The sequence below is a fragment of the Janthinobacterium sp. GW822-FHT07H11 genome, from assembly GCF_058798615.1.
The window spans coordinates 5,956,517-5,976,747 of the sequence record NZ_CM179507.1; the positions used below are offsets into that span (position 1 = coordinate 5,956,517).

Consider the following 20,231-nt stretch of genomic DNA (forward strand, 5'->3'; position numbering starts at 1 on the left):
TCAATGTCCCTTGAATTGCGGCGTGCGCTTTTCCATGAACGCGGCCACGCCTTCGCGGTAATCGCCACTGTTACCGAGTTCGCTCATCATGCGCGCTTCCAGCGCCAGCTGCTGCGGCAGGGTATTGGCGCCACTTAGCGCCAGCGCCTGCTTGGTGTAGGCCAGGCCCTTGGTCGGCGCCGTGGAAAAGTGCACGGCCAGCTTGCGCGTTTCCTGCGCCAGTTCGGCGTCGTCCACGCATTTCCAGATCAGGCCCCAGTCCTCGGCCTTTTCCGCAGTCAGTTTTTCGCCGAGCATGGCCAGGCCCATGGCGCGCGCCGAACCGATCAGGCGAGGCAGGAAGAAAGTGCCGCCCGTGTCCGGGATCAGGCCCAGCTTGCAGAACACTTCGACGAAACTGGCCGACTTGCCGGCGATGACGATGTCGCAGGCCAGCGCCAGGTTGGCGCCCGCGCCGGCGGCCACGCCGTTGACGGCGCAGATCACGGGCATAGGCAAGGCTTTCAAGGCCAGCACCAGCGGCGCGTAGTTCTTTTCCACCGACTCGCCCAGGTCCACGCCCTGCGAACCCGGTTCCACGGCGCGATCGGACAAATCCTGGCCCGCACAAAAACCGCGGCCCGCGCCCGTCAGCACAAAGACGCGCACGGAACTGTCGGCATTGACTTTCGCAATCGCGTCGCGCACTTCCTCGTGCATGGCTTGCGTAAAGCTATTGAGCTTGTCGGGACGGTTCAGGGTCAGGGTGGCGATGCCCTGCTCGATGGTGAAGAGGATGTTTTGGTAGCTCATGGCGTCTCGTTTTTTTTAATGGATACGGCAGGGCACGTGCCCTGCGCCGGCTTTATTCTGCCTGGTCGAAGTCCACCACGACCTTGTCGGTCAGCGGGAAGCTCTGGCAACTGAGGACGAAACCGCGCGCCACTTCATAGTCTTCCAGCGCGTAGTTGACGTCCATCTCGACCTTGCCATCGAGGATCTTGCAGCGGCAGGTCGAGCACACGCCACCCTTGCACGAGTAGCGCATGTCCAGCCCTGCCCGCAGGCCGGCGTCGAGGATGGATTCCTTGTCCTTGTCCATCGTGAAAGTAGTGTGGTTGCCATCCATGACGACGGTCACTTCCGTTTCCTTCACGGCATCCGCAGCCAGCTGCGCGCGCGGCTTGTGGGCGTTTTTCGGGATACTGGCGGCGAACAGTTCGACCTTGATATTCTGCTTGGGCATGCCGGCCGCCTGCAGGGCGGCTGAGACGCCGAGCATCATGTCTTCCGGGCCGCAGATAAAGGCATTGTCGTAGTCTTCGACTTTGATCCAGTGCTGCAGGAACTGCTCGCATTTTTCCTGCGTGATGCGGCCGTTGAACAGTTCGATGTCCTGCTGCTCGCGGCTCATCACGTAGACGAGGTTCAAGCGCTCCAGGTACACATCCTTCAGGTCCGTCAATTCTTCCTTGAAGATGACGGACGACGAAGCGCGGTTGCCGTAGAACAGAGTAAAACGGCTCAGGGGTTCCGTCAGCAGGGTCGTCTTGATGATGGAGAGGATGGGCGTGATGCCGCTGCCGGCCGCGAATGCCAGGTAGTGCTTGCGGTTGAGGCAGTCGAGCGGCACGTTGAAGTGGCCCATGGGCGGCATCACCTCGATCGTGGCGCCGGCTTTCAGGGTGTCGTTCGCCCAAGTAGAGAAAGCGCCGCCCGGCGTGCGCTTGATGGCCACGCGCAGGGTGCCGTCCTGCACCGCCGAACAGATCGAGTACGAACGGCGCACGTCTTCCGCATTGATATGGGCGCGCAGGGTCAGGTGCTGGCCCTGCTGGAAGCGGAACTGCTGCTGCAGTTCTTCCGGCACGTCGAACGTGACGGCGATGGTGTCGCGCGTTTCGTTGCGCACGTTCGCTACGCACAGCGGATAAAATTTACTCATGCTTCATCTCCAGTTTCTTCGGAACGTGTGCCTGATTTTTTTAGTGGCACTTGAAGTAGTCAAACGGTTCGCGGCAAGCCAGGCATTTGTACAGGGCCTTGCACGGCGTGGAGCCGAACTGGCTGGTCAGCTGCGTATGCGTCGAGCCGCAGTTCGGGCAGATGACGTCCAGCTTGGGGCCAGCCTGGCGCTTGACGCCACCTTTCAAACCACTGATGTCGATCACCTGCTGCTGCGGCGGGGCGATGCCATAGCCTTTCAGCTTGGCCTTGCCCGCCTCGCTCATCCAGTCCGTGGTCCAGGCGGGCGCCAGCTGGTTCACCAGCGTCACCCTGGCTACACCATGGCTGCGCAAGGCATCCGTGACGGCGTCGGCGATCACTTGCATGGCCGGGCAGCCCGAATACGTGGGCGTGATCGTCACGATGCAGGCATCGCCATCCGTGACTTCGACGGCGCGCACGATGCCCAGGTCCACCACCGAAATGACGGGGATTTCCGGGTCGGGCACGTCACCCAGCCAGGCCCAGACCTGGGCGGCGTCCAGCGCTGCCATGGGCGTGTTCATTACCACTCCGCCCCGGGATAGGCGCGCTGCAGGAACTGCATCTCGGCCAGAATAAAACCCAGATGTTCCGTGTGCGTGCCCTGCTTGCCGCCCTTTTGCATCCAGGCGTCGGGCGCCGGCATGGCCAGGGTGGCTTCGGCGAAGATCTCGGCCACGTGCTCGAGGAAGGCCTGGCGCAGCACCTCCGATGGCGGCGCGATGCCGGCGGCGACCATGGCCTGGTCGACGGCGTCGTACTTGAACATCTCGCCCGTGTACATCCACAGCTTGTCGGCCGCGGCCTGTGTTTTCGCGTGACTGTCCGGCGTGCCGTCGCCAAGCCGCACGACAAGATCGCCGCTGCGGCGCAGGTGGTACGTGACTTCCTTGAGCGATTTTTGCGCCACGTCGACAATGCGACCATCCGCCGATTTCGTCAGTTCCAGCAGCTGGAAGTAGTGCCAGCTGTCGAAGAAGAACTGGCGCATCATGGTGTCGGCGTAATTGCCGTTCGGCTGCTCGAGCAGCAGGCAGTTCTTGAAATCGTGGGCATCGCGCAAGAAGGCAATGTCGTCCTCATCGCGGCCTGCATTTTCCAGTTCGGCCGCATAGCTGAACCACAAACGCGTCTGGCCCAGCAGGTCGAGCGCCACGTTGGTCAGCGCCATGTCTTCTTCCAGCGCCGGGCCCTTGCCGCACAGCTGCGACAGCTGCTGGCTGAGGATCAGGGCATTGTCGCCCAGGCGCAGCAAGTAGTTAACCTTGTCATCCATTGCAGGCGCTCCCATCACAGGTTCTTGACTTCTTCCGGCATCGGGAAGAAGGTGGGATGGCGGTACACCTTGCTGTTCGACGGTTCGAACAGGGCGCCCTTGTCGCCGGGGCTGCTGGCGACGATGTCGGCCGCGCGCACCACCCAGATGCTCACGCCTTCATTGCGGCGCGTGTAGACGTCGCGCGCATGATTGACCGCCATGGTGGCGTCGGAGGCGTGCAGGCTGCCCACATGCTTGTGCGCCAGGCCGTGCTGGCTGCGGATGAACACTTCCCACAATGGCCATTCTTTGCTCATGTTGCTATCCCCTTTTATAGATATTTCAGGCTGCCGCTTTGCCAGCGGCTTGCTTGTCTGCATACGCGACCAAGGCGTCGCGGAACCATTCGCCCTCCTCATACGCTTTCACGCGCGTTTGCAAACGCTCGCGGTTGCACGGGCCGTTGCCCTTCAGGACATTGTTGAACTCGGCCCAGTCGATCTCGCCGAATTCATAGTGGCCCGTTTCCGCATTGAACTTCAGGTCGGGATCGGGCACGGTCAAGCCCAGGTATTCGATTTGCGGAACGGTCTGGTCGACCATGCGCTGGCGCAATTCATCGTTCGAGAACAGCTTGATGCGCCATTGCGCCGATTGGGCGCTGTTGACGGAGGCGGCGTCGGACGGGCCGAACATCATCAGGGACGGCCACCACCAGCGGTTCAAGGCATCTTGCGCCATGGCTTTCTGCTCGGGCGTGCCCTTGCACAGCGACATCATGATGTCGTAACCCTGGCGCGCATGGAACGATTCTTCCTTGCACACGCGGATCATGGCACGCGCATACGGACCGTAGGAGCAGCGGCACAGGGGGATCTGGTTGATGATGGCGGAGCCGTCGACCAGCCAGCCGATGGCGCCCATGTCGGCCCACGACAAGGTGGGATAGTTAAAGATGCTGGAATACTTGGCTTTGCCCGAGTGCAAGGCGGCCAGCAAGTCGTCGCGCGACACGCCCAGGGTTTCGGCGGCGCTGTACAGGTACAGGCCGTGGCCCGCTTCGTCCTGGATCTTCGCCAGCAGGATGGACTTGCGTTTCAGGGTAGGCGCGCGGGTCACCCAGTTACCTTCAGGCAATTGACCGACGATTTCCGAGTGCGCGTGCTGCGAAATCTGGCGGATCAGGGTCTTGCGGTAGGCGTCCGGCATCCAGTCCTTGGCCTCGATCTTGATGCCTTCGTCGATGCGCGCCTGGAAAGCGCGTTCTTCCTGCCCCATGTCGTCGATGGAGCGGACATTTTTGAGGCCGGTTTCAACCATTTGTGCGTACATGATCTGTCTCCCATGTCTGTGTTCTGCGCTGCGGCGCAAAGCGATACAGGGATAATACGATACATAAAACTATTTGCATACACTTGATTTGAATCATTTCGAAAATCCGTATCTTATGTGCATTTTTCGGGAGTATGATGTGAAAAAATAGTCCACGCCCCGGCGCATGGCAAAGTAAACTGCTGCCTTTATTGAAATGACCGCTACGGCCAGACCAGGACCACATGAAGAACACCGCTTGCACCGCATGGATAGCCGCCTTCCTCGCCAGCGACCCGCCCCGCTCGAAGTCGCTGGTGATGACGATCTTTGGCGATGCCATCGTGCCGCGGGGCGGCGCCATCTGGCTGGGCAGCCTGATCGAATTGCTGGCGCCGTTCGGCGTCAACGACCGGCTGCTGCGCACCAGCGTGTTCCGCCTGGCGCAGGAAGGGTGGCTCAGCTCGCAAAGGGATGGCCGCCGCAGCGCCTACGCGATATGTCCCGACGCACTGGCCCGTTTCGAACGCGCTTATCGGCGCATCTATGCGCCGCTGGTGGTGCACTGGGATGGCAGCTGGACCCTGGTGATCGGGCCGGCTGGCAGCATAGGCGCGGCCGAACGGGGCGCCCTGCGCAAGGAATTGTTATGGGCTGGCTACGGCTTGATCGCGCCCGGCATCTTCGGCCACCCGGCCAGCAATGCCGACACGCTGGAAGATATCCTGGTGCGCAACGAGGTGCAGGGCAAGCTGTACGTGTGCCATACCACGGAACTGCCGGGCGTCAGCACGCGCCCGCTGCGCGACATGGTGGGCGAATGCTGGGATTTGTCAGAAGTGATGGCCGGCTACGAAAAATTCATCGCCAGTTTCCAGCCGCTGCTGGCCTTGCTGCAGCAGGAACCCGCGTTCGATGCGGAACAGGCTTTCGTCATCCGCTCGCTGCTGACGCACGCCTACCGCCGCGTGCAATTGCACGACCCGCAACTGCCCGTGGAACTGCTGCCCGAACCGTGGCCCGGCACGCAGGCGTATGCGCTGGCGCGCGACCTGTACCGCATCACCCATGCGGCCGCCGAAGAACACATCCTGGCCACCCTGCGGCGCGAGGATGAACATGCGCCGGACGTGGAGCCGTGGTTTTTTGAACGTTTCGGCGGCCTGAACGCCTGAGAAAACCTACTGCGCGTCGGTATTTGCGGCCTGCGATGCTCACTGTACCTTCGTACAGTTGCGCTTCTCAACCACAACTCCCTTCCGCTCGCTACGGTTTTGTTCGGTGTTGTAAGTCACTGCCTGCTCACTGTTTCACCACCACTTGCTTGGCCCCCGCCAGCAAATCCTGGCCCAGCTTTTCCAGCGCATTGGCCTGCACCAGCATGGTGTCGAGGATGGCGACGTTGAAGGCGAATTCGGCCGGCGTGGTATAGCCGGGGAAACGTATGATGCGCAGCAATTCCTGCAAGGTGGTGCCCTTGCCCAGGTGCGCCAGGGCGTCGCTGAGGGCGCTGATTTTCTTTTCCAGTTCGCGTATGTGGTTATTATGGTCGTCCATGATGATCTCCCCGTGTTCAAGCTACCACGTTAGCAAAGCATGTCCCGTCTCGTTTGCGCCAGCACAAAGGCGTGGCTAAAACGGGTATCATCGCGCCATTGCACACGATGCAAATCCCATACGTTTTTATCAGGAACACACATGACCATTAAAATCAGCCAGCAATTCGACGCCGGCGCGATCGAGGTGCTGCGCGCCGACGATGCACAATCCATCGAGCTGAACATCCGCAAGGATTCCCACGCCGACATCACGCAGTGGTTTTATTTCCGCCTGCAAGGCGCGCAAGGCGAGGCGTGCACGATCCGCTTCATGAATGCAGGCAAATCCGCCTACCCGGACGGCTGGAAGGATTACCAGGCCGTGGCCAGCTACGACCGCGAAACGTGGTTCCGCGTGCCGACCAGCTTTGACGGCACGGTGATGACCATCGAACATACGCCGGAAGAAGAAAGCGTCTACTACGCCTACTTCGAGCCGTATCCATGGGATCGCCACCTGGCCCTGATCGACAGCGCGCAGGCGTCGCCGCTGGTGCGCCTGATCGACCTGGGCAGCACGGTGGAAGGCCGCGACATGAACCTGCTGGTGGTGGGCGACGCCGATGCCGAGAAAAAAGTCTGGGTCATCGCGCGCCAGCATCCCGGTGAAACGATGGCCGAATGGTTCGTCGAAGGCATGCTCGAAGCGCTGCTGGACCAGGCCAATCCGTTTGCCCGCCAATGCCTGCAGGACGCCGTCTTCTACGTGGTGCCGAACATGAATCCGGACGGTTCCGTGCATGGCAACCTGCGCACCAACGCAGCCGGCGCCAACCTGAACCGTGAATGGATGACGCCGACGATGGAACGCAGCCCGGAAGTGTTCCTGGTGAAACAAAAGATGCATGAAATCGGTTGCGACCTGTTCCTCGACGTGCATGGCGACGAAGGCTTGCCTTACGTCTTCGTGGCCGGCAGCGATGCACTGGAAAATTTCACTGCTGAACAAAAAGCCGAGCAAGACCGCTTCATCGCCGACTTCAAGGTGGCCAGCCCCGACTTCCAGGACGAGCACGGCTATGAAGACGGTCCGTTCACGCCGGAAGTACTGACCATGGGCTCGCCCCACATCACCCATGCCTTCGGTTGCCTGGCGCTGACCCTGGAACTGCCGTTCAAGGACAACGCCAACGATCCCGATCCGCAAACCGGCTGGAGCGGTGCCCGCAGCGCCGCCCTGGGCGCGGCCGTGCTGCAGCCTGTCCTGTCCACCTTGCGCGCCTGAGTGCCTGGGCCGACACGGCCCGATTGCTTCCATGCCCCGCACGCCGGGGCATTTTTTATGCCTGCATGGCAAGCGTTGTTGAACAAACGCTTTTTTTCGCGAACATCTTGCTCGTCAGAAATTATCGTCCTACACTTGACGACAGATTCGGGCCGCGCCACGCTGCGCAGCCCCGCAAGAATACTCGCCGGCCGGGTCGCCACGACTTGCCGGCCACAATAAATACGCATCCACGGCTTCGGCCGTGGCATCACGGCCCTATCCCTGCCGCGCCAGCTCTCTGTAACGCAAACTGACCGCATCAGCACCGTCATCGACGCCGCCTGCCCCCCATGGCCGGCCAAGGTCGGGACGGCGCCGAGCGCACGCTTTCCGCTTTTAGTCCAGGATGGATGACCTATGTCTAAGCTCAAAATCAGTACCCGTCTGGCCTGCAGTTTCGGCTTGATCATTGCTTTGCTTGCCATGGTGGCATTTGTTTCCGTGAGCCGCATCCGCAACATCAATGCATCGACGGAAAAAATCCTCAATGACCGCTATGTCAAGGTCATGCTGTCCAATACGATCCAGTCCGAAATCAATATCCAGGCACGCCTGCTGAGCAACGCCATCATCGGCGCCAACGATGCCGACGAAGTCAGTAGTGCCATAGGAAAACTCGAGGCGTCGCGGAAAAAGAACGCGGAACTGCTGGCGCGCCTGAAAACCCTGATCAACACGCCCAAGGGCCAGGAACTGTTCCAGGCCGTGATAAACAGCCGCGAAACGTATAGCAAGACGCGCGACGCGAATATCAAGCTGTTGCAAGAAGGAAAAACAGAAACGGCCGGCATCTTCCTGCTGACACAGTTACGCTATCCGCAAGAAAAATTCCTGACGACACTGGCTGCCATGGCCAGCTTCCAGGAGGGGCTGATGGCGGTCGAAGGCAAGCAGGCGCTCGCCGACGGGCGCATGGCCATCATCCTGACCTTGTCCCTGTCCATCGCCGCGACGCTCATCGCCATCGCGCTGGCCATCCTGATCAGCCGCTCCATCAGCCGTCCCATAGCCGAAGCCGTCAAAGTGGCGCAGCGGGTGGCGTCCGGCGACCTGTCGGGCACCATCGACGCGCGCGGCAGCGATGAAACGGGCTTGCTGCTGCAAGCGCTGAAGGCCATGAACGACAATTTGCAAGATATCGTGGCCCGCGTGCGGCACGGCACGGATGCCATCGCGCACGGCTCGCGCGAAATCGCCTCCGGCAATATGGACCTGTCCTCGCGCACGGAGCAACAGGCCAGTTCGCTGGAAGAAACGGCGTCCTCGATGGAAGAATTGACGTCGACCGTCAAGCAAAATGGCGAAAACGCGCGCCAGGCCAATCAGATGGCGCAATCGGCCTCCAGCGTGGCCAGCAAGGGCGGCCAGGTGGTGGCGGAAGTGATCACGACCATGGATTCCATCAATGCCTCGTCGAAGAAAATCGTCGACATCATCAGCGTCATCGACGGCATTGCCTTCCAGACCAATATCCTGGCCCTGAATGCGGCAGTGGAAGCGGCCAGGGCGGGCGAACAGGGCCGCGGCTTTGCCGTCGTCGCCACGGAAGTACGCAACCTGGCCCATCGCTCCGCCGCGGCGGCCAAGGAAATCAAGATCCTCATCGACGATTCCGTACACCAGGTCAGCCTGGGCAGCACCCTGGTCAACCAGGCGGGCAGCACCATGGAGGAGATCGTCAGCAGCGTGCGCCGCGTCACGGACATCATGGCCGAGATCACGTCCGCCAGCACTGAACAGGAAGCGGGCATCGAGCAGATCAACCAGGCCATCACGGAAATGGATGCCGTGACACAGCAAAATGCCGCTCTCGTGGAAGAAGCCGCCGCCGCGTCCGAAGCGCTGCAGGATCAGGCAGGCATCCTGGCCGAAGCCGTCAGCGTCTTCAAGCTCGATGGCACGCAAGCACTGCCGCCGGCCGTGCAGGCATCGCGGCCCGCACCACCGCCCAGCGCCGCCGCCAAGGCCGACAAACCCCAGTTGATCGCCAGCGCGCCTGCCAGCCGCAAGGCCGCCGCACCCGCCATGGCGGCGGAAGCGGAATGGGAACAATACTGAGCCGTGCCACAGGCAGCCGTTCCCGCTCCGCCCTGCGCGGCGGGAACGGCGCGCCGCCATGGCGCAGCGCAACATCGCAAATCGTTGCCATGCCGGCCATTGCTGCCTATACTGATCACAGCCCTTGCTGTCCTCTTTCTTGCTGACAACCATCCTGCCGATGACCAATAGACACCCGCCACGCGCCCTAGCGCTTTTTTTTCCGATCCGATTTGCACACGTGTGCATAATCGTGTTTTCCAGCCTCGCCGCTCCCCTGGGCATGGCGTCCGAACTCAGCCCTGCCGCACAGCTGGGACGCCAGATTTTCAACGATGCCAGCCTGTCCGCCTCGGGCAAGCAGTCGTGCGCAAGCTGCCACGACCCGGCGCACGCGCACGCGCCCGGCAACAGGCTGGCCGTGCAACTGGGTGGTCCCGATGGCAAGGCATCCGGCTATCGCGCCACGCCCTCCTTGCGCTACCTGGACCACAATCCCCCTTTCCGCCTTGACGGGGAAGGCACAGCCAACGGCGGCATCAACCGCGACGGACGCGCCGCCAGCCTGGCCGAACAGGCGGAACGGCCCTTCCTGGCACCGCATGAAATGGCCAATGCCAGTACGGACGAGGTGGTGGAACGGCTGCGCGGCACTCAGTATGCGGAGCAATTCCGGCGCGTGTTTGGCGACGCCATCTTTGCGCAACCGCAACAGGCATTCAGCCGCATCACCTATGCCTTGCAGCAATTTCAACAGGAAGAGCCGGATTTCCACCGCTACGACTCCAAATATGACCTCTACCTGGCCAACAAGGTTCCCCTGGAGCTGGCGGAATTGCGGGGCCTGGCCCTGTTCAACGATGAGCGCAAGGGCAATTGCGCGGCCTGCCACCCCAGCGTGCGCGGTAAACATGGCGCCCCGCCGCTGTTCACCGATTTCAGCTTCGACAACCTGGGCTTGCCGCGCAATACGCGCATTCCCGCCACCGCCGACCCCGCTTATTTCGACCTGGGCCTGTGCGGGCCGGACCGCACGGACCTGGCCGGCCAGCGCGCACTGTGCGGTGCTTTCAAGGTCCCCACCTTGCGCAATGTCGCCACGCGCCTCGTGTTTTTCCACAATGGCGTATTCGACAGCCTGGTCGACGCCCTGCGTTTCTATGTACGGCGCGATACGCACCCGGAAGAGTGGTATCCGCGCGACGCCCGGGGAAAAGTGCAGAAATTCAATGATTTACCGGCCGCTTACCGCGCGAATGTGAATACCCGGGAAGCGCCGTATGACCGCAAGCGGGGCATGGCACCTGCGTTGACGCCGGGCGAGATCGACGATGTGGTGAAATTCCTGGCCACCCTGACGGATGGCTACCAGGCGCAGCAATAATCGGGCAGGGGAACGGCCCATGCGGAACCGCCCCCCGGCCATCACGCCTTGGCCAGCTGGCGCAAGGCATCCACCAGCCGGTCCAGGTGCGACTCGGGTGTAAAGATGCCGGGCGTCACGCGCAGGCAGGCGCCCGACGCCAGGCCATCGCGGGGCACGGCAAAGATGCCGTGTTCCTGCACCAGTTTTGTCGACAGGGCAAAGTTGTCAGCCGTACTAGTCTTGCCTTTCAAGCGGAACGAGGCGATGGCGCTCGTCAAACGCGGGTCGCCGGATGCCAGCACCTCGATGCCGTCGATGCCGCGCGCCGCTTCCACCCAGCGGTTGCGCAGCAGCCGCAGCCGCGCCTGCTTGTTGGCCACGCCTATGTGCGCATGCAAGTCCAGCGCCATTGGCAAGCTCAGGTAGGCGGCGAAATTCACCGTGCCCGTATGCACGCGGGTGCGGATATCGTCGCCCGCCGTTTCTCCCATATACGGGTCGATATCGGCCACCCGGCCCCGCCGGATGTAGGCGGCGCCCACGCCCACGGGCGCGCCTATCCACTTGTGCAGGTTGATGCCGGCAAAGTCCGCTTGCAGGTCGGGAATCGTCATGTCCAGCTGGCCGACGCCATGTGCCGTATCGACGATCACATCGATGCCGCGCGCGCGCGCCATGCGGCTGATCTCGGCCACGGGCAAGACCATGCCGTTGCGGTGGTTGACATGCGTGAGCAGCATCAGTTTCAGCTTCGGCTGGCGTTCCATCGCTTGCGCGTAGGCGGCAATCACATTGTCATGCGTAAACGGTTCCGGAATGACGATGGACACCACCTCGGCGCCGCGCCGCTGCCGCAGCCAGCGCGTGACGGTGATCATATTGTCGTAATCGATATCCGCATGCAGCACCGTGTCGCCCGGACGCAGGCGGTTGTAGCCGGCGATCAATATTTGCAGCGCTTCCGTGGCGCCCCGCGTGAGGACGATTTCATCGACGCCCACGCCCAGCGCCGTGGCTGCCGCCACGCGGGCCGCCTCGAAATCCGCGGGAAAGCGCCTGCGCGCATACCAGGCGTTGTCGCGGTTGACCATGCTCAATTGCTGCTCGTAATGGGCCAGCACGGGCCTGGCCATGGAACCCCAGAAGGCATTGTCCAGTTGTACCACCGCATCGGTCGTGTCGTATTGCGCGGCGACAGCCTGCCAGTACGCCTGGTCGGTGGCCAGCATGTCCGGCGTGGTGCCGGGCGGGACCTTGGGCAGCGACGGCAGGGAGGTGGCAGCCAGCGGCGCGGCGCCCGCGCCACCAGGCACCAGCGGCAAGGCCGCCGCCAGCGAACCGGCGCACAGCAGCGCGCGGCGTTGAGGATTCATGTTCAAAAATTTCCCCTTAGAATTTGACCTTGTAGGGCGCTAGCGTCACCATGCTTGCCGGCGGCGGCAGTCCAACGCCTCTTCCGCCGGATGCCACCGCCACCGGCGCAGGCATGCACGAATGCCGCTGATGCATTCAAGAGCGCCGCAATGGCTGTCCGCCAGCACGGGCGCGCAGTCAGGACGGCGCTCAGCCGCCGGCCACCACCATGCTCTCGATGAGGATGGAACCGGTCTCCTTGGTGCCGCGGCGCAACACGTCGGCACCCACGGCGACGATATTGCGCAACATATCCTTCATATTGCCGGCGATGGTGATTTCTTCCACTGGGTATTGAATCACGCCATTTTCCACCCAGAAACCGGAGGCGCCGCGCGAATAGTCGCCCGTCACGTAATTGGTTCCTTGCCCCATCAGTTCCGTCACCAGCAAGCCCGTGCCCAGCTTTTTCAGCATGGCCACAAAATCGTCATCGGCGGCCGTCAGGGTCGAGGTCAGGTACAGATTGTGCGAGCCGCCCGCGTTGCCCGTCGTCTGCATGCCCAGCTTGCGGGCCGTGTAAGTCGACAGGAAGTAACCTTGCACCACGCCATCCTTGACGACGTCGCGGCTGACGGTTTTCACGCCCTCTTCGTCGAATGGCGCGGAGCCGACGCCGCCGATCACGTGCGGGTCTTCGAAGATCTGCACGTGATCGGGCAGCACTTGCGTGCCGAGCGAGTCCAGCAAGAAAGTGGATTGGCGGTACAGGGCGCCGCCCGAGGTCGCTTGCACATACGTACCGAGCAAGCCGGCCGCCAGCGGCGCCTCGAACAGCACGGGGCAAGTGCGCGTGCCCAGCTTGCGCGCATTCAGGCGCGACAGGGCGCGCTCGGCGGCGTAGCGGCCGATGGCTTCCGGACTCGCCATTTTGGCCGCGTCGCGCACGGACGAATACCAGTCGTCGCGCTGCATCTTCGCGCCCTTGCCGGCGATGGGCGCGACGGACAGCGTGTGGCGCGAAAACGGGTAGCCACCGATGAAGCCGCGCGAATTGGCGGACACGAAGTGCGATTGCTGCACGTGCACGCTGGCGCCTTCGCTGTTCGTGATGCGCGGGTCGACGGCAAACGCGGCCGCTTCGGCCCGCTGGGCCAGTGCGACGGCTTCCTCGGCGGAAATCAGCCAGGGATAGAATAATTGCAAATCGCGGGGAGACATTTCCAGCATGTCGGCGTCGGCCAGCCCAGCGCAATCGTCCTCGGCCGTGAAGCGGGCGATGTTGTAGGCCGCGTCCACGGTGGCGCGCAGGGCGGCAGGGGAAAAATCGGAGGTGCTGGCATTGCCGCGCTTGTTGCCGACAAACACCGTCACGCCCATGCCCTTGTCCTTGTTTTGCTCGATCGTCTCGATCTTGCCTTTTCGTACAGAAACGGAGAGGCCACCGCCTTCGCTGACTTCGACGGCAGCGTCGGTGCCGCCCGCTTCCCGCGCAAAAGACAACACATCACGGGCCAGTTGCTGCAATTGCTCTTGACTATGGGTAAATACGGAGTCGTTCATGCGCTGTTTTCTTCGGAAAGCCGCTAAAAAGGTTATCATAGCAGTCGTTTACAGTTTACAGGAGCGGTCCACAAGTCCTCTCCCGCCTTATATATCATGCCAAATCCAAACCGGGGAGCTTGCGGCTTCCAATCCTCCGAATTCGAACAGGAATATGAACGTCCGTCGAAATCGGAACTCAAGCGCCAGATGACCGTCCTGCAGAAGCTGGGCGAAGAACTCGTCAACGAGGCACGCGACCGCGTCAAGCGCGTCCCGATGCCGGAAGACGTGCGCGACGCCATCCTCGAATGCCAGCTGATCAAGGATCACGAAGGCCGCCGCCGCCAGCTGCAATACGTGGGCAAGAAAATGCGCACCCTGGACGAGGAAGAAGTTGCCGCCATCCAACGCACCATCGATAGCTGGAAAGGCTTGTCGAAAGCCGACACGGCCGCCATGCACGCGATGGAGCGCCGCCGCGACAAACTCTTGACGGATGACAAGGCCCTGACGGTCTTGCTGTCGGAAAACCCGGAATTGGACGTGCAGCACCTGCGCACCCTGATCCGCAATGCCCGCAAGGAGCAAGCCGAGAACAAGCCGCCAAAAGCCTACCGCGAAATCTTCCAGATCCTGAAACAGATCGCCAAGAAGCAAAACGGCGGCAAGGATGATGCGGATGAAGATGGCGTCGAGCCAGAAGTAGACGAATAAGCAACTGGGGTCAGACCCGGCGGGTCTGACCCCGAAATGAGCTAAAAACCGGGATAATCCCGGTTTTATTGTTTTTACGACACTCCAGACTTTTATAGGCGACCGATGTCCACCACTCTCGAAGACGAATTGATTATCGGCCTCGTGTCGATCTCGGACCGCGCCAGCGGCGGCGTGTATGAAGACCAGGGCATCCCCGCCCTGGAAAGCTGGCTGTCCGCCGCCATCCGCACACCGTTCCGCCTGGAAAAGCGTTTGATCCCGGACGAGCGCTCGCAGATTGAAAACACCCTGATCGACATGGTGGACCTGAACCACTGCCATCTGATCCTGACGACGGGCGGCACGGGCCCGGCGCGGCGCGACGTGACGCCCGACGCCACGCTCAGCGTGGGGACCAAGGAAATGCCCGGTTTCGGCGAACAGATGCGCCAGATCAGCCTGCAATTCGTGCCGACGGCGATCCTGTCGCGCCAGGTGGCCGTGATCCGCGAGACGCCCGAGCGCGCTTGCCTGATCATGAACCTGCCGGGCCAGCCCAAGGCGATCAAGGAAACCCTGGAGGGCTTGAAGGATGTTGATGGAAATCAATTGGTGAACGGCATCTTTGCCGCCGTCCCCTATTGCATCGACCTCATCGGTGGCCCTTACATGGAAACCGACCCGGCCATCTGCAAGGCCTTCCGTCCCAAATCGGCGCTGCGTCCGGCGCAACCACTACCAGAGGAAAATACATGAGCACCTTGCTGGAAACCATACAACTCGACAGTGCACCAAACCCCACCGTCTCCATCATCTGGATGCACGGCCTGGGCGCCGACGGCAACGACTTCGTGCCCTTGGTCAAAGAGCTCGATTTGCGCGGCTGCCCCGCCATCCGCTTCATCTTCCCCAGCGCCGGCACCATGCCCGTCACCATCAACAACGGCTATGTGATGCGCGCCTGGTACGACATCCTCGTGAGCGACCTCGTGCGCCGCGAAGACGAGAGCGGCTTGCGCGCCTCGCAGGCACAAATCGAGGCGCTGATCGCGCGCGAAAAGGCGCGTGGCATTCCCGCCAGCCGCATCATCCTGGCCGGCTTCTCGCAAGGCTGCGCCATGACCCTGCAAACGGGCTTGCGCCACGCGGAACCGCTGGCCGGCCTGATGTGCCTGTCCGGCTACCTGCCGCTGGCCGACAAGACGGCGCTTGAACGCACGCCGGCCAGCCTGCAGACGCCGATCTTCATGGCGCACGGCACGGCCGACCCCGTGGTGCCGATCACCCGCGCGCAGCAGTCGCGCGACTTGCTCACCAGCATGGGCTACAAGGTGGAATGGCACGAATACATGATGCAGCACTCGCTGTGCCAGGAAGAGATCGACGCCATTGGCGCGTGGCTGAAAAAAGTACTGGCCTAAAATAAAACAGGCGCGGTGTGCGCCGCGCCTGTTGTCATACGCAACGCCGGGAACGATCAGTTCGCCGGCGTTTTTTCATTCCAGATCTTCAGCATGTCGGCCGACGCTTCCGAGCGGATGCCGTTGTCCGTCAGTACCGATTCCGTCGCGGCCAGCATCTCCTTGCGCGGCACGACGAGCATTTCCGCGTCGCGCTGCTGGAAGCGGAACGTCAGCAGCTCATCGGTCTGGTCGCGCAGCAAGGCCACCAGGTGCGCCAGGCTGCGCACGGGCACGCCATTGACGGAATCGACGACCGAGAAGAAGCGGGTGCTGTAGCCATTCATCAGCTTGTGCGGGAAGAACGGCGCGGCGATCACCACCAGTTCCTCGCGCTCGCTATCGGGCGCATCGCCGCGCCGCGTCACCAGCGGATTGGCGGCAAAACTCATGCCCGCCAACATGGCCGCATTGCCATTGGGGCCCGCCATGAATTCCGTGGTGGCGCGCGAAAACACCATGGGACCAAAGATGAAATAGGACGGATAATTGCCCTGCAGACCGCTGATCAGCATCGGGTGCGCCGCCGAAACGGGTACCTTGATTTTCAGGGGCACGCCCTGGCGCACCACGCTCAAAGGCAGCTGGCCGTTTTTCGCCAGCTGCTGCACGCGGTACTGGAAGCGCACGCGGCTGTTGGCATTCAGCTTGACCATGCCCTGGTTATCGATGGGAAATTCGCCGATATGCGTGATGACATCCCACTCCTTGAGCGGATAGGTCGCCTCCTTGCTGGCCGGCGTCATCACGACGGCGCCCTCGATGCCCTTGGCCAGCTTCAGATACGTGCGCAGCGCGGGATTTTCCAGCGTTTGCGTCACGTCGCGCATGGCCGGCTTGCCCTGGGGCGCGCCGCTTTCCTGGTCGCGCAGGAACAGCTCGATTTCCTCGTTGGGAATGATGTAGCCGATGTTTTGCGCATTGAGCATGCCGGCAAAGGCCAGGCCTATCATCTTGTCGCCGGCGATCACGGGGCCGCCGCTATTGCCCGGGTTGATGGCCGCATCGATCTGGATGCGCAGGCCCGAGACGGGGAAGTTGTAGCGCACGAATTCGATGCGCGAGACGATGCCCTTGGTGATCGACAGCGAAGTGCCGCCCGTCGGATAGCCATACGCCAGCACGGCATCGCGCACGTCCGGCAAGACATTCGCCCGCGGCACCGCCTTGTGGCTGGCGAAAAAACTCTCGTCGTCGATCTTCAGCAAGGCCAGGTCCATGCCGCGCGAAATGGCCAGCACCGTGGCCGGGATCTTGTCGCCCGCGCCATTGGCCTGGATCTGCACCTGGCTCGCATAGCCGACCACGTGCGCATTGGTGAGGATGCGGCGGCCATCGATGACGACGCCGGAGCCCGTCACTTCCTGCGGTGCGGCCTTGCTCCAGGGTTTATACGGGTCCGGCCCGCGCAGGGTGGAAAACACCTTGACGACGGAATTTTCCAGCGCGGACGCGCTGGCCGTAGCGGCGCTCTCGGCGGCCAGCGCGCGCAGCGTCATCAAGGGGCAAAAAGAAAGGGCCAGCGCCAGGAAGGCGCGGCCCATCAGGGTGAAGCACGGACGAGTTTTCATTGAGCTTGTTGGCAATGGAAGGGAAGCAAAATTATATATTGAATAATTTCAACTTCATTACACTTTGTCCATCTTTGTCCGAAGAACTCCTCTAATCAGGCAGGCAGGGGCGGCACGCCCAAGGCCGGCACCGCCGTCTGTGCCCCATTCATCACCATGGCTAAAAATGTGTAGTAGCCGTTGATGCCCATCAAGTCGACCACGCCGTGCTCGCCGAACAGCGCCAGCGCCTGCGCATACGTGGCATCGCTGACACGCTTGTTCTGCTGCAACTCGATGCAAAAATCATGCACGGCTTGCTCATCTTCCTTCAGGGCAAGCGGTGCGTGCCGCGCCGCGATGGCGTCCACGGCGGCCTGCGCGATGCCGTTCTGCACGGCCAGCGGCGCGTGGATGGCCCATTCGACTTGCTGGTCCCACTGGCGCGCCGTCACCAGGATGGCCAGCTCGGACAGCCGCGTGCCTATGGCGCTGCGGTAGCGCAAGTATTCGCCCATGCGCTGCGCCGTTTCCATCAGCTCGGGGCTGCGGATCAGGGGCACGAAGGGGCCGTACAGAGCCCCGCGCGGACCATCGATGATGGCTTGCGCGGCCGCGCGCTGCTGCGGGTCCAGCCGGTCCAGCGGCAGCGGCGGCAAACGGTCGATATCGCTACCGGCCATCAGGCGGTCCAGGCGACGACGTCCTGCTGCTGTTCGCCCAGGCCGGCGATGCCCAGGCGCAGGCTGTCGCCTTTTTTGAGGAAGCGCTGCGGCTTGCGGCCCTGGCCCACGCCCGGCGGCGTGCCCGTGGCGATGATGTCGCCCGGTTCCAGCGTCATGAATTGCGACAGGTAGCTGACGATCTGTGCGACAGTAAAAATCATGGTTCGCGTATTGCCGGTCTGCATGCGCTTGCCGTTGACTTCCAGGTACAGGTCCAGGTCTTGCTCGTCGATGACTTCATCGCGCGTCACCAGCCAGGGGCCGACGGGGCCGAAGGTGTCGCAGCCCTTGCCCTTGTCCCATTGGCCGCCCCGCTCCAGCTGGAACGAGCGTTCGGAAATGTCGTTGACGACGCAATAGCCGGCCACGTATTTCAGCGCGTCCTCTTCGCTCACGTACTGCGCGCGCGTGCCGATGACGACGCCCAGTTCCACTTCCCAGTCCGTCTTTTTCGAGCCTTTCGGCAACACGACATTGTCGTCCGGGCCGTTCAGGCAAGTGATTGCCTTCATGAAGACGATGGGCTCCGCCGGGATCGGCATGCCGGACTCGGCCGCGTGATCAGCGTAGTTCAGGCCGATGCCGATGAATTTGCCGACTTTCGCCAGCGGCACGCCGAAGCGGGGATTGCCGCGCACCAGGGGCAGGGTCTTTTCGTCGAGCTTGGCCAGCTTGCGCAAGGCCTTGTCGGACAGTTGCGCGCCGTCAATATCGGCAATCACGCCGGACAGGTCGCGCAGTTTGCCTTCTTCATCGATCAGGCCCGGTTTTTCCTTGCCTGGACGTCCATAACGAACGAGTTTCATAGTCTTCCTTGGAGTTGATCATTGCCGCTGTGCAGGCTGTCATTTTACCGGATGGCCCGGCATGCCTGTAGCGGTCGATGAAAAACATCGCAAGTCCCGGCAGTTGCAAGGCTGCCAGGATGCCAAACGCCACCCGGTAGGCCTCGGGCGGATAGTGATGCCGGGCATCAACGGGCCAATAGCCAAGGACCAGGCCAAAACCCGCCTGCACCAGGAAGGCGCCCGTGAAAATGAGCAAGTTCAGGCAAGTGGCCGCCCTGCCCGTCAGGCTGGCCGGCATGCTTTGCGCGACGATCGCATACTCGAGGCCCGTTACCGTACCCAGCAGGGTAAACAGCACGGACAGCAAGGGCAGGCTGGGTACCACATTGCACGCCATCGCCACTTGCACGGCGACAAACAGGGCGATGCCCACGGCCGCCAGCTGCATCGGGGCGATGCCGCGCCGCGCCGCCCATTCCGTCAGCATGCCCATGCCGATGGCGCCGAAGATGACGGCCGCCATGCCCAGGTACAGCAAATACGCCACGTTATCGTCAGACAAGCCGCCCACGTCGGCCAGCCAGCGGCCTATCCACAAGCCCTGCACGCCAAAGAACACCGTGTGCGGCAGCAGGATCAGCGCGATGGTGCGGCGAAAACCAGGATCGCGATACACGCTCCAGACGCTGACCTTGCTCACCGAGTGCGCGGTGGCGGGCCTGGGCATGGCCGGCGTCAGCAGGCGGATCAGCAAGCCGACGGCCAGCGCGGCCAGCGCCAGGCCCAGGAAGACGCCGCGCCAGTCCGTGTAGTGCAGGGCCAGCTTGACGGGCATGGTGGCCGTGGCCGCGCCCAGGCCGCCCACGGCGATCAGGTAGCCGTGCACGGACGGCAGGCGAGATGGCGCGACGGCGCAGGAGATCGCTTTCACGGCCGCCATGAAGCATCCGCCCAGCCCGGCCCCCATCACGGCGCGCGCCCACATCAGCTCGGCAAAACTGTGGCCCCGGCTGAACAGCCACACGCCCAGGGCCGCCAGCGCCAGCAGCCACAGTTGCACCGTGCGGGGGCCGTAGCGGTCCAGCGCCATGCCCACTGGCAATTGCACCAGCGCAAAGGCGAGAAAAAAGGCGCTGGTCAGCAGGCCCAGCTGCGCTGGCGTCAGGGTAATGGCGCCCAGCAATTCGGCCGTCAGCACGGCATTGACGCCGCGCAACAGGCACGACAGGTAATGACCGAGCGCGAACGGCAGGAAGACCAGGCAAAACACGGCCACGCCGGAGCGGGCAGTCGCGGCGGTGCGATGCAT

At 62.5% G+C, this 20,231-nt stretch carries 20 protein-coding genes; 7 read left to right on the forward strand and 13 right to left on the reverse strand.

Annotation, left to right across the window (positions count from 1 at the left end):
* Genes paaG through paaA form a run of 6 tightly spaced genes read right to left on the reverse strand, consistent with a single transcriptional unit; the run spans position 1 to position 4,558 of the window.
* The gene (paaG, locus tag AC3RCJ_RS26285; protein ID WP_492957197.1) at positions 1-792 is read right to left on the reverse strand and encodes a 2-(1,2-epoxy-1,2-dihydrophenyl)acetyl-CoA isomerase PaaG; all 792 of its coding nucleotides are present in this window, start codon (positions 790-792) and stop codon (positions 1-3) included.
* Between the two features lie 52 nt (positions 793-844).
* Positions 845-1,924 carry a 1,2-phenylacetyl-CoA epoxidase subunit PaaE gene (gene paaE, locus AC3RCJ_RS26290; RefSeq protein ID WP_492957198.1) on the reverse strand — a complete coding sequence of 360 codons (1,080 nt, stop codon included), beginning with the start codon at positions 1,922-1,924 and terminating at the stop codon, positions 845-847.
* 40 nt (positions 1,925-1,964) lie between these two features.
* On the reverse strand, positions 1,965-2,492 hold the full coding sequence (paaD, locus tag AC3RCJ_RS26295; RefSeq protein ID WP_492957199.1) for a 1,2-phenylacetyl-CoA epoxidase subunit PaaD: 528 nt from the start codon (positions 2,490-2,492) through the stop codon (positions 1,965-1,967).
* Positions 2,492-3,244, reverse strand: coding sequence for a 1,2-phenylacetyl-CoA epoxidase subunit PaaC (paaC, locus tag AC3RCJ_RS26300; RefSeq protein WP_492957200.1), 753 nt, complete (start codon positions 3,242-3,244; stop codon positions 2,492-2,494). The genes paaD and paaC overlap by 1 nt, the downstream gene beginning before the upstream one ends.
* Positions 3,245-3,258: 14 nt before the next feature.
* On the reverse strand, positions 3,259-3,543 hold the full coding sequence (paaB, locus tag AC3RCJ_RS26305; RefSeq protein WP_034746356.1) for a 1,2-phenylacetyl-CoA epoxidase subunit PaaB: 285 nt from the start codon (positions 3,541-3,543) through the stop codon (positions 3,259-3,261).
* 25 nt (positions 3,544-3,568) lie between these two features.
* Positions 3,569-4,558, reverse strand: a complete 990-nt coding sequence (gene paaA / locus AC3RCJ_RS26310; RefSeq protein ID WP_492957201.1) for a 1,2-phenylacetyl-CoA epoxidase subunit PaaA — start codon at positions 4,556-4,558, stop codon at positions 3,569-3,571.
* A 224-nt stretch (positions 4,559-4,782) separates the two neighbouring features.
* Here paaA and paaX point away from each other — a divergent pair, with 224 nt between their 5' ends.
* The gene (gene paaX, locus AC3RCJ_RS26315; RefSeq protein WP_492957202.1) at positions 4,783-5,712 is read left to right on the forward strand and encodes a phenylacetic acid degradation operon negative regulatory protein PaaX; all 930 of its coding nucleotides are present in this window, start codon (positions 4,783-4,785) and stop codon (positions 5,710-5,712) included.
* 127 nt (positions 5,713-5,839) lie between these two features.
* On the opposite strand, the gene AC3RCJ_RS26320 is transcribed toward paaX, so the two are convergent.
* Positions 5,840-6,094: a hypothetical protein gene (locus tag AC3RCJ_RS26320; RefSeq protein WP_492957203.1), complete on the reverse strand. Its 255-nt coding sequence runs from the start codon at positions 6,092-6,094 to the stop codon at positions 5,840-5,842.
* A 141-nt stretch (positions 6,095-6,235) separates the two neighbouring features.
* On the opposite strand from AC3RCJ_RS26320, the gene AC3RCJ_RS26325 reads away from it, so the two are divergent.
* The 3 genes from AC3RCJ_RS26325 to AC3RCJ_RS26335 all read left to right on the forward strand — a co-directional run bounded on the left by AC3RCJ_RS26325 (position 6,236) and on the right by AC3RCJ_RS26335 (position 10,823).
* Positions 6,236-7,360, forward strand: a complete 1,125-nt coding sequence (locus AC3RCJ_RS26325; protein ID WP_492957204.1) for a M14 family metallopeptidase — start codon at positions 6,236-6,238, stop codon at positions 7,358-7,360.
* A gap of 399 nt (positions 7,361-7,759) precedes the next feature.
* Complete coding sequence (locus AC3RCJ_RS26330) at positions 7,760-9,460, forward strand: methyl-accepting chemotaxis protein (protein WP_492957205.1); 1,701 nt, start codon at positions 7,760-7,762, stop codon at positions 9,458-9,460.
* A gap of 232 nt (positions 9,461-9,692) precedes the next feature.
* Complete coding sequence (locus AC3RCJ_RS26335) at positions 9,693-10,823, forward strand: cytochrome-c peroxidase (protein ID WP_492957206.1); 1,131 nt, start codon at positions 9,693-9,695, stop codon at positions 10,821-10,823.
* A 41-nt stretch (positions 10,824-10,864) separates the two neighbouring features.
* Here AC3RCJ_RS26335 and AC3RCJ_RS26340 read toward each other — a convergent pair whose 3' ends face one another.
* The gene (locus AC3RCJ_RS26340) at positions 10,865-12,178 is read right to left on the reverse strand and encodes an aminotransferase class V-fold PLP-dependent enzyme (protein ID WP_492957207.1); all 1,314 of its coding nucleotides are present in this window, start codon (positions 12,176-12,178) and stop codon (positions 10,865-10,867) included.
* Positions 12,179-12,368: 190 nt separating this feature from the next.
* Positions 12,369-13,721, reverse strand: a complete 1,353-nt coding sequence (gene pmbA / locus AC3RCJ_RS26345) for a metalloprotease PmbA (RefSeq protein WP_492957208.1) — start codon at positions 13,719-13,721, stop codon at positions 12,369-12,371.
* Between the two features lie 96 nt (positions 13,722-13,817).
* Here pmbA and yjgA point away from each other — a divergent pair, with 96 nt between their 5' ends.
* From yjgA to AC3RCJ_RS26360, 3 genes are all read left to right on the forward strand, one after another.
* Positions 13,818-14,417 carry a ribosome biogenesis factor YjgA gene (gene yjgA / locus AC3RCJ_RS26350; protein ID WP_492957209.1) on the forward strand — a complete coding sequence of 200 codons (600 nt, stop codon included), beginning with the start codon at positions 13,818-13,820 and terminating at the stop codon, positions 14,415-14,417.
* 105 nt (positions 14,418-14,522) lie between these two features.
* The gene (gene mog, locus AC3RCJ_RS26355; RefSeq protein ID WP_492957210.1) at positions 14,523-15,155 is read left to right on the forward strand and encodes a molybdopterin adenylyltransferase; all 633 of its coding nucleotides are present in this window, start codon (positions 14,523-14,525) and stop codon (positions 15,153-15,155) included.
* The gene (locus AC3RCJ_RS26360) at positions 15,152-15,820 is read left to right on the forward strand and encodes an alpha/beta hydrolase (RefSeq protein WP_492957211.1); all 669 of its coding nucleotides are present in this window, start codon (positions 15,152-15,154) and stop codon (positions 15,818-15,820) included. Before mog ends, AC3RCJ_RS26360 begins: the two co-directional genes overlap by 4 nt.
* A 56-nt stretch (positions 15,821-15,876) precedes the next feature.
* Here the strand turns inward: AC3RCJ_RS26360 and AC3RCJ_RS26365 are convergent, their stop codons facing one another.
* From AC3RCJ_RS26365 to AC3RCJ_RS26380, 4 genes are all read right to left on the reverse strand, one after another.
* Positions 15,877-17,430 carry a S1C family serine protease gene (locus AC3RCJ_RS26365; protein WP_492957212.1) on the reverse strand — a complete coding sequence of 518 codons (1,554 nt, stop codon included), beginning with the start codon at positions 17,428-17,430 and terminating at the stop codon, positions 15,877-15,879.
* A gap of 95 nt (positions 17,431-17,525) precedes the next feature.
* Positions 17,526-18,092, reverse strand: a complete 567-nt coding sequence (locus AC3RCJ_RS26370) for a carboxymuconolactone decarboxylase family protein (protein WP_492957213.1) — start codon at positions 18,090-18,092, stop codon at positions 17,526-17,528.
* Entirely contained in the window at positions 18,092-18,940 is an 849-nt protein-coding gene (locus AC3RCJ_RS26375; RefSeq protein ID WP_492957214.1) for a fumarylacetoacetate hydrolase family protein, read from the reverse strand. Before AC3RCJ_RS26375 ends, AC3RCJ_RS26370 begins: the two co-directional genes overlap by 1 nt.
* Positions 18,885-20,231, reverse strand: coding sequence for an MFS transporter (locus AC3RCJ_RS26380; RefSeq protein WP_492957215.1), 1,347 nt, complete (start codon positions 20,229-20,231; stop codon positions 18,885-18,887). The genes AC3RCJ_RS26375 and AC3RCJ_RS26380 overlap by 56 nt, the downstream gene beginning before the upstream one ends.